This is a genomic window from Mycobacterium sp. ABE4_509, assembly GCF_056160785.1.
In genome coordinates this window covers 1-11573 of the sequence record NZ_JBSWXU010000160.1, presented here as the reverse complement: position 1 = coordinate 11573, position 11573 = coordinate 1, and the positions used below count along the sequence as shown (strand labels likewise).

Here is an 11573-nt window from a genome sequence, read left to right as displayed (position 1 = left end):
GGGCGATGTTGGGCAGCGCCGCACGGCGTGCCTCGGCGCCCAGCGCGCCGAGCCCGGCGTCGGGTCCGACGATCGCGCCCTGGCATTCCTGGGTCACCACAGCGGTGTGGCCGGGTGCGGCCAGTGTGGCGAGGTCGGGTTTCATGCGCCTGCCGGGGTCCCGGCGGGCGGGACCTCGTAAAACTGCTGAGCCCACTTGCGCATCGCCATGTAGGGCTTGGCGTCCACCTTCGCCAGCGGCGGATTCTCGATGTATTTCTGGTAGCGCCAGATGTCGCAGTCCTCCCACACCGTCTTGAGGAACTGTCGTTCGACCTTGGCGCGCACCTTGTCCGGCGGAATGTCGGACGTCTCGCCGGGCACTTTCGGCCACCAGATCGAGTAGAACATGTCCGACACCTCGTCATCGACGGGCGTGCAGGCGAAGATCAGCCGGTGGTTCGACGAACCCTCGAACGCGCTCATCGCAAAGCCCAGCCCGGAGAAGTGGCTGTGGATGCGCAGCGCCATCTTGTCGGGGTCGTCGCTGCTGGCGTCGGGCCAGCCGGTCAGGAACCGCCACTCCTCGTCGACGTGCTCCCAGTGCAGACACACCGGCGTCACGGTGGCGCCGTGCACGTAGCGGAAGTGCGAACTGTCCGGACCGTTCTCGGCGACGATCTGCGGGTGCACCGGGATCGCGTCGGCGCGGCTGGAGAACTCCGGATAGGGCCGGTAGTAGGCGTTCGGGTCCGTCTCGAACTGCGGGAATTTGTGGAAGATGTCCGGCAGTGGCCACTGCGGCTCCTTGCCCTGCGGCTGGTACCACATGAACACGCAGCCGTACTGTTCGGCGACCGGGTACGAACGTAGCCGCAGCCCGCGGTTGGGCCGGTCGGGCTGATAGGGGATGTAGCGGTTGGTGCCGTCCGGCCCCCACCGCCAGCCGTGGAACGGGCACTCGACACACTCGCCGACGACCTTGCCGCCGTGGCCGATGTGGGCGCCGAGATGCTGGCAATGGGCCTCGAGGACGTGCAGCTCACCCGCCTCGTCGCGATAGGCGACGAGGTCCTCGCCGAAATAGCGCAGCGGTCGCACCTCTTTGTCGCCGAACTCGGCGGACCAGCCGATCATGAACCATCCGGTGACTTTCCATGTGAACGGAACTTTCACCGCGCCTCCCAGGTGACTCGGGCTGTCAATGGAAAATATTACTGTAGCTCTTACGGGAGCCGCCGAGAAAGGGTGCGGCGGTGCTCGGGTCGGGCCGGGTCACGAGAACCCCGCTCCGGGCGGTGGACAGACGGCACCGATTGACCCGATCTGGACCCAGCCGCTACAGGCGGCGATACTGTAATGGAAACAGTAACTTGGCCAAGCCCCCCGGCGCGGGGGACCTCGGGTCGGAGGAACATTGACGATCGACGCTGACATGGATGCTGACACTGCCCGCTACGACGTGATCGTCGTCGGCGCCGGGTTCTCCGGGCTCTATGCGTTGCACCACCTACGCGAGCTCGGCCTGCGGGTGCGGGTGCTGGAGAAGGCGCACAACGTCGGCGGCACCTGGCTTTTCAATCGCTATCCGGGGGCGCGCTGCGACATCGAGAGCATCGAGTACTCCTACTCCTTCTCCGAGGAGATCCAGCAGGAGTGGGTCTGGACCGAGACGATGCCCGCCCAGCCCGAGATCGAGGCATACCTGAACTTCGTGGCCGACCGTCTCGACCTGCGCGGCGACATCTCGTTCGACACCACCGTGGTGGCGATGACCTACCACGACGACGCCGCCGAATGGACGGTGCGTACCGAGGCCGGCGCCACCTTCGTCGCGCCGTTCGTCATCGCGGCCACCGGGATCCTCTCGGTACCCCTGGAGCCCACGATCCCGGGGATGGACAGCTTCTCGGGCAGGTCGCTGTTCACCAGCCGCTGGCCCGAGGAAGAGGTCGATCTCTCCGGCAAGCGGGTCGGGGTCATCGGGACCGGGTCCACCGGCGTCCAGCTGATCCCGGTGGTGGCGCCGGAGGTGGAGCAGCTCACGGTGTTCCAGCGCTCACCGGCCTACACGCTGCCGTGGCAGGTCCGCCCGTTCGAGCCGGGCGAGCTCGACGAGCTCAAGGCGAACTACCCGCAGATCCGCGCGGCCCAGCGCGAACACCCCGTCGGGGCGGCCCGGCTGAGCGCGTTCTCGGTGCTGCTGGAGATGCTGGTCAAGCCCCCGTTGAAGACGGCATCGGCCGAGGAACGGGCGAATGCGGTCGAGGCCGACGGCATCATGGGCGCGCTGAACTGGGGTGATCTGTTCTTCGACATCGAGGCCAACCAGATGGCCGCACAGCTCTACGGCCAGGCCGTGGCCCGCATCGTCGAGGACCCGGCCACGGCGCGGGCACTGACCCCCAGCCACCCCTTCGCCTGCAAGCGGCCGATCATCGACCAGGGGTACTACGAGACCTACAACCGCGACAACGTCACCCTCGTCGACCTGCGCGAAGACCCCATCGTGTCGGTGCGTCCGACCGGCATCGAGACCGGGGAGGGACTGCACGAACTCGACGTGATCATCTATGCCACCGGCTTCGACGCGATGACCGGTGCGCTGAACCGGATCGACGTCCGGGGCCGGGGCGGTGCGTCGCTGCGCGAGTTCTGGACCGAGGAGGGGCCGCTGAGCTATCTGGGCCTGGCAGTGGCCGGCTTCCCCAACCTGTTCACCATCCAGGGCCCGGGAAGCCCTTCGGCGGCGGCGAATTTCGTGGCGGCGATGGAGCAGAACGTGGAGTGGATCGGAGCGTGTGTGCGTTACCTGCGCGAGCACGGCTACCGCACGATCGAAGCCCTGCCCGAGGCCCAGCAGGAGTGGATCGACGAGGCCACCGCCATCGTCGCGCCCACCGTGCTGGTGCACCCCAGTTGCAGTTCCTGGTACAACGGCGGAAACGTTCCCGGCAAGAAGCGCATGTACATGGGCTACACCGCGGGCATCCCCGAGTACCGGCGGCGCTGTGACGAGATCGCCGAAGCGGGCTACGCAGGATTCAAGCTCGCGTGAAGCCCGCCGAGCGGATCTGGCGCATCGGCCGCGACTTCGCCGGCGTGCTGCCCCGCGCGCACGGCGCCGTCGCCGCATCCGAAGACTGGAATCCGTGGTCGCTGCGGGGGCTGGGCCAACTCGGCGAGGTCGCGCTCGACGAACTGGCGCTGACCGGCATGACGCTCACCGCGCCACCACCCAAGCTGGAGCGGACGGCCGAATCGTGCGCAGCTGCCGCGGCCGAACTGTCCGCGCTCGGCGTAGCCGGAGCCAACGCCGAACCCGCGCCGCTGCGCATCACCTCCTTGCGCTGGCAGCGACTGGGGCGCTGGTCCTACGAACAGATGTCGTTCGCCCACGATCCCCGGCTGCCGGCGTCGCTGGCCGCCGAGGGATTCGGCGGGCCGGCGTCGGCCGTCGTGCACCTGTGCCGCAGCGGCGAGGAACCCAAACCGTGGCTGGTGTGGGTGCACGGCGCCGGCCAGGGGCAGCCCATCGATCTGCTGTTCGCCCGGGCGCGCCGCATCTCCGAGCGACTCGGCTTCAACGTCGCGCTGACCGTGCAGCCCGGCTGCGGGGTACGGCGCCACGCCTGGCCGTCGTATCCGAACATGGATCCGTTGGCCAATGTGGCCGGCATGATGCGTGCGGTGTCCGAGGTCCGGGCTGTCGTGCGGTGGTTGCGTCCCCAGGCGAGTGCGATCGCGGTGTCCGGGGTGTCGATGGGCAGTCCGGTCGCCGGGCTGGTTTCGCATCTGGAGCCGGTGGACGCGGTGGCGGTGTACACGCCGATCTTCGGCCTGAACACCATGATCGCCGCGCACCTGGGCCGCTGGGGGCCGTCGGTACGCGACACGGTGGACCTGCTCGGCTCGCCCGCGGCCGAGCAGGTGATGTCGGCGGTGGACTACCAGTCGGTCGAACCGTCGGCGCCGCCCCAGCGCCGGCTGATCGTCGGGGCCTGGCACGACCAGATGGCCCGGCGGGAACCCGCTGTGGCGCTGCATGACCGGTGGGGCGGGCAGCTGCACTGGCACCCGGGCAGTCATGTCGGGCACCTGTTCGCCGGCGGTGTGCATGCGGCGTCGGAGCGGTGGCTGCGCGACCTCAGCGGGTCGGTTCCCGGGCCGACGTCCCGTAGTCGCGGATGAACCTGTCACGGATGTAGCGCAGTTCGCGGTCGAGGTCGTAGCCGCAGTCGCCGACGATCCACAGATAGGCAGACCCGAACACAGCGGCGCTGAGATCGCCGGTCGCTCTTTCGATGTCGGTGTCCGGGCGTACCGAGCCGTCGGCAACGCCCCGGCGAAGTCCGGCTTCGACCTTGTCGATGCCCCGGTTCAGCCACGCCTGTACCCGCGGCCGCAGCGGCGAGGTGGTCTTGACCGCTTCGAAGGTGGCCACGAACATCGCCCGCAGGAACTCGCGGTCTTCGCTGAACAGGTGCCGCACCCGATCGAAGTGGCCGACCGCCTCGTCCAGTCCACTGGCCGCCGGATCGGGTTCCGGGCTGAGCTCGCGAACGTATTCGTGCAGGAAGAACGCATCGAGGATGGCGTCCTTGCTGCCGTACCGGGCGTGCACCATGGCCCTGCTGTACCCGGCGCGCCGCCCGATCTCAGCGGCGGTGGTTGCCTCCCAACCTTTTTCGACGATCAGCGCGGCCGCCGCCTCGACCAGGCGGCGCCCGGAGATCTCGACACGCTCGGGCTGGGAGAGCCCGCGGGCGGGGGAGGGCACCCTTGCATATTAAACGCGCGACAACTAACTTAGTTGCGCAGCGTCAAATATTTCGGGAGGTCAAGGGTGACTTCGGACGGATCGACGGCCGGCGTGAGCACTGCGGCGGCGCCGGTGCCGTCGGGCGTCGACGGGCTGACCCCCACCTGGCTCAGTGCCGTGCTGGGCGCTGCGGTCACCGGGGTTCGCGCCGAACGGATCGCCCTGGACACCGGGTTCTCGTCGCTGCTGTACCGGCTGCACCTCACCGGGGACGCGGACGTACCGCCCACCGTCATCGCCAAGCTGCCCGCCGATTCCGAGGCGCGCGGGGCCATGGAGCTGCTCGGCGGCTACCGGCGGGAACTGACCTTCTACAGCGAGGTGGCCGGGCGGGCGCCGCTACAGACCCCGCAGGTGTACGCGGCCCGACAGGCCGAGGACAGCGCCGAGTTCGTCCTGCTGCTCGAGGACCTACACGGCTGGGACAACCCCGACCATCTGGCGGGGCTGTCGCTGGACCGGGCCCGGCTTGCCGTCGATGCCCTCGCGGGACTGCACGCGTGGTCGGTTCAGCCGGCCAACAGTGCTGTGTTGCAGCACTTCCCGAGCATCTCCACATCGGTGGTACGGGATCTGCTGGTCCCGGCGTTCGCGCCGGGGTGGCAGACATACCGCGACAAATCGGGCGCTGACGTCCCACCCCGGGTCGCCCGGTTCGCCGAACGCTTCGCCGAACTGGCCCCCCAGGCGCTCACCGCACTGACCGAACGCTCGATGCTGCTGCACGGCGACATCCGGGCCGACAACATGTTCTTCGACGGTAGCCGGCTCAAGGTCGTGGACTTCCAGTTGGCCGCGGTCGGTTGCGGCGCCGCCGACATCGCCTACCTGGTCACCCAGGGCCTGCCCGCCGACGCGCGGCGGGGCCGTGACGAGGCGTTGCTGCGCGACTACCTCGGCGGCCTCGAGCCGGGCAGCTACCGGTTCGACGACGCATGGCGCCACTACCGATTCGCCACCGCCTACCTGATGCTGCTGCCGGTCATCATCCTGGTGGGTTTCGACGGGCTGCCGGAACGCTCGCGGTCGCTGTGTCTGGAACTCACCGCTCGCGCGGTAGCCGCCGTCGACGAGACGGACGCACTGGAGGTGTTCGAATGACCCGGACCGCACGCGAAGTGGTGGAGCTCTACAACCTGGTGGTCTGGAACACCCGTGACGTCGCCCTGGCCGACGAGTTGCTCGGTGACACCGTGATCCGTCACGAAGTCGGCGAGTCGACCACACTGACCCACGACCAGGCGGTGCAGCGCGTCGTCGACTACCTGGAGATCTTCGAGTCGATCCGCTTCGATCTGAACCTGGTGGTCGCCGGCGACGACGGTGAACATGTGGCGATCGTCTACGAGTGTCCGACGCGGGCCAAGGACGGCGCCGAGGCCATGATCGGCAGCATGGAGATCTTCCGGGTCGTGGACGGCCGGATCACCGAAGTCTGGAATTGTGGCTACAAGCAAGGAGTTTGGACATGATGAGCGCTCGCGCGAAGAGCAGAAAACCGATCGGAGCGACCGCACGATGACAGAGCGCACCCTGGACGAGCTCGGCTTCTACCTGTTGGCCGGCGCCGGCGGCGAGGGGCCGGCGACGTTGATGGACGAGGCGCGCCGCGGCGAGGAACTCGGGTTCGGCACCGGGTTCATCTCCGAGCGCTGGAACGTCAAGGAGGCGTCGTCGTTGACCGGCGCGGCGCTCGCGGTGACCAGCCGGATGCAGATCGCCACCGCGGCGACCAACCACAACACCCGGCATCCGCTGATCACCGGGTCGTGGGCCACCACGATGCACCGGCTCTCCGGCGGACGGTTCACCCTCGGGCTCGGCCGCGGGGTCGCCGCCATGTACAGCGCATTCGGCGTCTCGTCGGTCACCACGGCGCAGATGGAGGACTTCGCCCAGGTCATGCGCAAGCTCTGGCACGGCGAGCTGATCTTCAACCACGACGGCCCCATCGGCAAGTACCAGCTGCTCTTTCTCGATCCCGACTTCAACGAGGACATCCGGCTGGCCCTCGTCGCGTTCGGGCCCAAGACCCTCGCGCTGGGCGGTCGCGAGTTCGACGACGTCATCCTGCACACCTATTTCACCCCCGAGACGCTGCAGCGGGCCGTCAAGACCGTCAAGGACGCGGCCGAGCAGGCCGGCCGGGACCCGGCCAGCGTGCGGGTGTGGTCGTGCTTCGCCACCGTCGGCGATCACCTGCCCGAGGAACTGCGGATGAAGAAGACGGTGGCCCGGCTGGCCACCTATCTGCAGGGCTACGGAGACCTCCTGGTCAAGACCAACGGCTGGGATCCGGCGGTGCTGCAGCGCTTCCGCGACGACGCGGTCGTCCAGTCGATCGCCGGAGGCATCGACCACAAGGCCACCGCCGAGCAGATCGAGCACATCGCGACGCTGATCCCCGACGAGTGGATGGAGCCCGCGGCCACCGGTTCGGCGCAGCAGTGCGTCGATCGGGTGCGCAAGGAGTTCGACTACGGCGCCGACGCGGTCATCATGCACGGTGCGACGCCCACCGAACTCGAGCCGATCATCGCCGCCTACCGCGCTTCGGAGTGATGTGGTGGGTCGCGCTCAGCGCCACCCACCACACCGACATCGCCACGGCTAGGGGGTGATCACGGTGCGGGCCACCGGTTCGGCATTCGCCTGGCGGCTGTAGAGGGCCCGCTCGAGGCCGTCGAGCAGCGCGTCTCTGGTCTCCTCGGGGTGGATCAGATCGTCGAACCCGAGATGTCCGGCCGACCGGAACGACGCATCCACCTCGGCCTGCCGCAGCCGCGCCTCGAGATCCTCGGCGGCGTGCGAGGCCCGGCTCAGCGCCGCCGCGCTCATCGCGCCCATGGTGGCTCCCGGGTAGGCGTAGGTGGCGCTCTGATTGTCGAAACCGAGCAGCGACATCACCATCGACCCGAAACCGTAGGCCTTGCGCAGCGTCACGTGCAGTTTGATGGTGTTCGCCGCGGTCTGGGCGGCGAACATGCGTGCGCCGCTGCGCAACACGCCGGTCTTCTCCGACCGGCTCCCGGGCAGCATCCCCGGATTGTCGGCGAGGAACACGATGGGCAGGTGGAACGAATCGGCCACCGTGATGAAATGCGCGGCCTTGTCGGCGGCGTCGGCGTCGATCGAGCCGGCCAGCACCCGGGGCTGGTTGGCGACCACGGCGACCGGATGCCCGCCCAGGTGCGCGAGCGCACAGATGATCGCCGGCCCGAACTTGGGCTGCACCTCGAACCAGCTCTGGTCGTCGAACACCACGTCGAGCACCGCGCGCATGTCGTAGACCTGACGGTTGCCGCGCGGCACGATGTCGAGCAGCTCGGGTGTGGGTCGCGGGCCGGTCGACTCTTCTGCGGGCAGCGAGATCGGGTACGACCAGGCGCTGGACGGGAAGTAGGACAGATACCGGCGGATGTCGTCGAGCACCGCGGCGTCGTCGGACCCGAGGTTGTGGATCACCCCGCTGGCCAGCGCCACCGACGGTCCGCCCAGGTCCTCCTTCGTGATGTCCTCTCCGGTGGACTCTTTGACCACCGGGGGGCCGGCGGTGAAGATGGCGCCCTGATTGGTCATGATCGTCCAGTCGCATACCGGCGCGACCAGCGCGCCGTGCCCGGCTGACGGCCCGAACAGGCCGCTGACGGTCGGGACCTTGCCCGAGCACTGCGCCTGGGCCAGCAGGTCGGTGGGGGTGCGGCCGTAGTGTTCGCCGCTGGGCCGGAAACCGGCGCCTTCGAGCAGCATCACCAGCGGGATCCGGTCGCGCAGCGCCAGTTCGGCCAATCGGTAGCGTTTGGCGTTGCCGCCCGGGCCGATGCTGCCCGCCAGCGTGGTGAAGTCCTCGGCGCCCACCATCACGGGACGGCCGCCGATCATGCCGGCGCCGGCGACGATGCCGTCGGCGGCGATGTCGCCGCCGACCAGGGTGCCGAACTCCCGGAACGACCCCTTGTCGAGTAGATGGTCGACGCGGCCCCGGGCGTCCAGTTTGCCCTTGCCGTGGTGCTTGGCGACACGTTCGTCACCGCCCATGGCGCGGGAGTGGCCTCGGCGTCGCGTGAGTTCCTCGAGGGTCTGCTGCCAATCCTCGGTCCTGGCCATCAACATCTCCTGTCTTGGACGACGACGCGGCGTGCAACGTTGACCTTACTGAATTGCTTACTGTAGCGTCGCTCAGCATGGGTGCTGGAGGCGGCCTGAAGGTTGATGCGGCCGTCGTCAGCCAGCTTGCCGCGGTGTCGGATGCGGCGCGCACGCTGCAGCGGCGCGGCTACGACGGCTGCTGGACGGCCGAGATCAACCACGACCCGTTTCTGCCGCTGACGCTGGCTGCCGAGCACACCTCCAGTATCGAACTGGGCACCAGCATCGCGGTGGCGTTCGCCCGCAATCCGATGACGATGGCCCAGATCGGCTGGGACCTGCAGGACTATTCGCAGGGCCGGCTCATCCTGGGGCTGGGCTCGCAGATCAAGCCGCACATCGAGAAGCGCTTCAGCATGCCGTGGAGCAGGCCGGTGGCGCGCATGCGGGAATTCGTGCTGGCCATGCACGAGATCTGGGCGTGCTGGCGCGACGGCAGCACGCTGGCGTTCGACGGTGACTTCTACAGCCACACGCTGATGACGCCGATGTTCGTACCCCCGGCGCACTCCTTCGCCGACCCCAAGGTCTTCGTCGCCGCGGTGGGCGACCGGATGACCGAGATGGTCGGCGAGGTCGCCGACGGCCTGCTGGCCCACGCGTTCACCACCGAACGCTATCTGCGGGAGGTGACGATCCCGACGCTGTCGCGCGGACTGGAGCGCTCCGGACGTGCCCGCGACGATTTCCAGTTGGCCTGCCCGCTGTTCGTGGTGACCGGACGCGACGAGGCCGAGGTCGCCGCGGCCTCGGTCGGCACCCGCAAGCAGATCGCGTTCTACGCGTCCACCCCCGCCTATCGCAAGGTGCTGGAACTGCACGGCTGGGGTGAGCTGCAGACCGAGTTGCACCGGTTGTCCCGAGAGGGCAAATGGGACCAGATGGGCATGCTCATCGATGACCCGATCCTGGACGCGTTCGCGGTGGTGGCCCCGGTCGAGGACGTCGTCAAGAAGATCCAGACGAGGTGTGCCGGCCTGATCGACCGTGTGCTGGTGGGCTTTCCGGCCACTGTCGACGAGGCAACGGTGCTTGACCTGGTGGCCGACCTGCGCAGCGGCGCGTGACCGAAGAGGAGATCCGATGAGCGTTCGAGTTGCCGACGAGGCCGCCAGAGTTTTCGCCGAACCGGCCGCCTATGCCGATGAAGTGCGGCTGCACCAGGCGTTGGCCCACCTGCGGGCCCACGCCCCGGTGTCCTGGGTCGACGTGGAGGGCTACCGGCCGTTCTGGGCGATCACCAAGCACGCCGACATCATGGCCATCGAGCGGGACAACACGCTGTTCACCAACTTCCCGCGGCCGGTGCTGACCACCGCTGAGGGCGATGCCCAGCAGGAGGCGATGGGCGTGCGCACGCTCATCCACATGGACGACCCGCAGCACCGCAAGGTCAGGGCCATCGGCGCGGACTGGTTCCGCCCGAAAGCCATGCGCGCACTGAAGGTTCGCGTGGACGAGCTGGCCAAATCGTTCGTCGACCAGATGCGTGACCGCGGCGGGGAATGCGACTTCGTCCAGGAGGTCGCGGTCAACTTCCCGCTCTACGTGATCATGTCGCTGCTGGGCATCCCGGAGTCCGATTTCGCTCGCATGCTGACCTACACCCAGGAGCTGTTCGGCGCCGACGACGCGGAGATGCAGCGCGGAGCCACGCTGGAAGAGCGGGGCATGGCACTGGTCGAGATGTTCACCTACTTCAACGAGATCACCGCGGCCCGCCGGGCGCAGCCGACCGAGGACCTCGCGTCGGCGATCGCCAACGCCCGCATCGACGGCGAGCCGCTGTCGGACATCGACACCGTGTCCTACTACCTGATCGTCGCCACCGCCGGACACGACACCACCAGCGCGACGATCTCCGGTGGGCTTCAGGCGCTGGCCGAGAACCAGGACCAGCTGCAACGGCTGCAGCGCAATCCCGAGCTGCTTCCGCTGGCCGTCGAGGAGATGATCCGCTGGGTCACCCCGGTCAAGGAGTTCATGCGAACAGCGCAGCAGGACACCGTGGTTCGCGGGGTGCCGATCGCGGAGGGGGAGTCACTGCTGCTGTCCTACCCGTCGGGCAACCGCGACGAGGACGTGTTCAGCGACCCGTTCACCTTCGACGTCGGACGCGACCCCAACAAGCACGTCGCCTTCGGCTACGGGGTGCACTTCTGCCTGGGTGCGGCGCTGGCCCGGATGGAGATCAACAGCTTCTATGCCGAACTGCTGCCGCGGCTGAAGTCGGTGGAACTTGCCGGAGCGCCCGAACACACCGCCACCATCTTCGTCGGCGGTCCCAAGCACCTGCCGATCCGCTACACGCTGACCGACTAGTCACCCGAGTTGCCGCGTGCCGCGGCGTGCAGGGCGTCCTGCCGGCTTCCCTTGTCGTGATGCGACAGTGCCTGGATGGAGACGTCGTGGCCTTCGGCGGCTTTGCGCAGCGCGCCGATGGTGGCCTGTTCTTTGGAGATGTGGGTGAACGGGTCCCAGTTGTACCAGCGCATCGCGTTTTCGTAGGTCATCTTGTCGATCTCGGCATCGGGCACGTTGTTGGTGGTGAACACCTCGGCCAGCTGCTCGGGGGCCCCCGGCCACATCGAATCACTGTGCGGGTAGTCGGCTTCCCAGCAGA

Annotated in this window: 10 protein-coding genes and 2 pseudogenes; 7 read left to right on the top strand and 5 right to left on the bottom strand. The window is 68.2% G+C overall.

Annotated elements, in window-relative coordinates; translation table 11 throughout:
* Both ACXAID_RS24110 and ACXAID_RS24105 read right to left on the bottom strand, forming a co-directional pair.
* Positions 1 to 145: pseudogene (locus ACXAID_RS24110) on the bottom strand (cysteine hydrolase); the annotation flags it as partial.
* The gene (locus tag ACXAID_RS24105; protein ID WP_475024707.1) at positions 142 to 1155 is read right to left on the bottom strand and encodes a Rieske 2Fe-2S domain-containing protein; all 1014 of its coding nucleotides are present in this window, start codon (positions 1153 to 1155) and stop codon (positions 142 to 144) included. The gene ACXAID_RS24105 and the pseudogene ACXAID_RS24110, both read right to left, overlap by 4 nt.
* 259 nt (positions 1156 to 1414) lie before the next feature.
* Here ACXAID_RS24105 and ACXAID_RS24100 point away from each other — a divergent pair, with 259 nt between their 5' ends.
* Both ACXAID_RS24100 and ACXAID_RS24095 read left to right on the top strand, forming a co-directional pair.
* Positions 1415 to 3037 (top strand): flavin-containing monooxygenase, encoded by a 1623-nt coding sequence (locus tag ACXAID_RS24100; RefSeq protein ID WP_475024706.1) that lies wholly within the window; start codon positions 1415 to 1417, stop codon positions 3035 to 3037.
* Positions 3034 to 4170 carry an alpha/beta hydrolase gene (locus ACXAID_RS24095; protein WP_475024705.1) on the top strand — a complete coding sequence of 379 codons (1137 nt, stop codon included), beginning with the start codon at positions 3034 to 3036 and terminating at the stop codon, positions 4168 to 4170. The genes ACXAID_RS24100 and ACXAID_RS24095 overlap by 4 nt, the downstream gene beginning before the upstream one ends.
* Here the strand turns inward: ACXAID_RS24095 and ACXAID_RS24090 are convergent.
* Positions 4127 to 4759, bottom strand: a complete 633-nt coding sequence (locus ACXAID_RS24090) for a TetR/AcrR family transcriptional regulator (protein WP_475024704.1) — start codon at positions 4757 to 4759, stop codon at positions 4127 to 4129. The genes ACXAID_RS24095 and ACXAID_RS24090 overlap by 44 nt on opposite strands.
* A 93-nt stretch (positions 4760 to 4852) precedes the next feature.
* Here ACXAID_RS24090 and ACXAID_RS24085 point away from each other — a divergent pair, with 93 nt between their 5' ends.
* Genes ACXAID_RS24085 through ACXAID_RS24075 form a run of 3 tightly spaced genes read left to right on the top strand, consistent with a single transcriptional unit; the run spans position 4853 to position 7363 of the window.
* A complete protein-coding gene (locus ACXAID_RS24085) occupies positions 4853 to 5902 on the top strand; it encodes a phosphotransferase (protein ID WP_475024703.1) in 1050 nt (349 codons plus the stop codon).
* Complete coding sequence (locus ACXAID_RS24080; protein ID WP_475024702.1) at positions 5899 to 6273, top strand: ester cyclase; 375 nt, start codon at positions 5899 to 5901, stop codon at positions 6271 to 6273. Before ACXAID_RS24085 ends, ACXAID_RS24080 begins: the two co-directional genes overlap by 4 nt.
* Positions 6274 to 6319: 46 nt before the next feature.
* Positions 6320 to 7363 carry a TIGR03857 family LLM class F420-dependent oxidoreductase gene (locus ACXAID_RS24075; RefSeq protein WP_475024701.1) on the top strand — a complete coding sequence of 348 codons (1044 nt, stop codon included), beginning with the start codon at positions 6320 to 6322 and terminating at the stop codon, positions 7361 to 7363.
* Between the two features lie 48 nt (positions 7364 to 7411).
* On the opposite strand, the gene ACXAID_RS24070 is transcribed toward ACXAID_RS24075, so the two are convergent.
* Positions 7412 to 8908 (bottom strand): acyl-CoA carboxylase subunit beta, encoded by a 1497-nt coding sequence (locus ACXAID_RS24070; protein WP_475024700.1) that lies wholly within the window; start codon positions 8906 to 8908, stop codon positions 7412 to 7414.
* Between the two features lie 77 nt (positions 8909 to 8985).
* On the opposite strand from ACXAID_RS24070, the gene ACXAID_RS24065 reads away from it, so the two are divergent.
* Together ACXAID_RS24065 and ACXAID_RS24060 are read left to right on the top strand one after the other, a co-directional pair.
* The gene (locus ACXAID_RS24065) at positions 8986 to 10017 is read left to right on the top strand and encodes an LLM class F420-dependent oxidoreductase (protein WP_475024699.1); all 1032 of its coding nucleotides are present in this window, start codon (positions 8986 to 8988) and stop codon (positions 10015 to 10017) included.
* A gap of 16 nt (positions 10018 to 10033) precedes the next feature.
* Positions 10034 to 11272, top strand: a complete 1239-nt coding sequence (locus ACXAID_RS24060; protein WP_475024698.1) for a cytochrome P450 — start codon at positions 10034 to 10036, stop codon at positions 11270 to 11272.
* On the opposite strand, the pseudogene ACXAID_RS24055 reads toward ACXAID_RS24060, so the two are convergent.
* Positions 11269 to 11573, bottom strand: a pseudogene (locus ACXAID_RS24055) (amidohydrolase family protein); the annotation flags it as partial. The gene ACXAID_RS24060 and the pseudogene ACXAID_RS24055 sit on opposite strands and share 4 nt — an antisense overlap.

Bases quoted from the DNA above. Each gene is read 5' to 3' on its own strand.
- ACXAID_RS24100 (WP_475024706.1), top strand. From the start codon at position 1,415: ATGGATGCTGACACTGCCCGCTACGACGTGATCGTCGTCGGCGCCGGG.
- ACXAID_RS24080 (WP_475024702.1), top strand. From the start codon at position 5,899: ATGACCCGGACCGCACGCGAAGTGGTGGAGCTCTACAACCTGGTGGTC.
- ACXAID_RS24075 (WP_475024701.1), top strand. From the start codon at position 6,320: ATGACAGAGCGCACCCTGGACGAGCTCGGCTTCTACCTGTTGGCCGGC.
- ACXAID_RS24070 (WP_475024700.1), bottom strand. From the start codon at position 8,908: ATGGCCAGGACCGAGGATTGGCAGCAGACCCTCGAGGAACTCACGCGA.
- ACXAID_RS24065 (WP_475024699.1), top strand. From the start codon at position 8,986: ATGGGTGCTGGAGGCGGCCTGAAGGTTGATGCGGCCGTCGTCAGCCAG.
- ACXAID_RS24060 (WP_475024698.1), top strand. From the start codon at position 10,034: ATGAGCGTTCGAGTTGCCGACGAGGCCGCCAGAGTTTTCGCCGAACCG.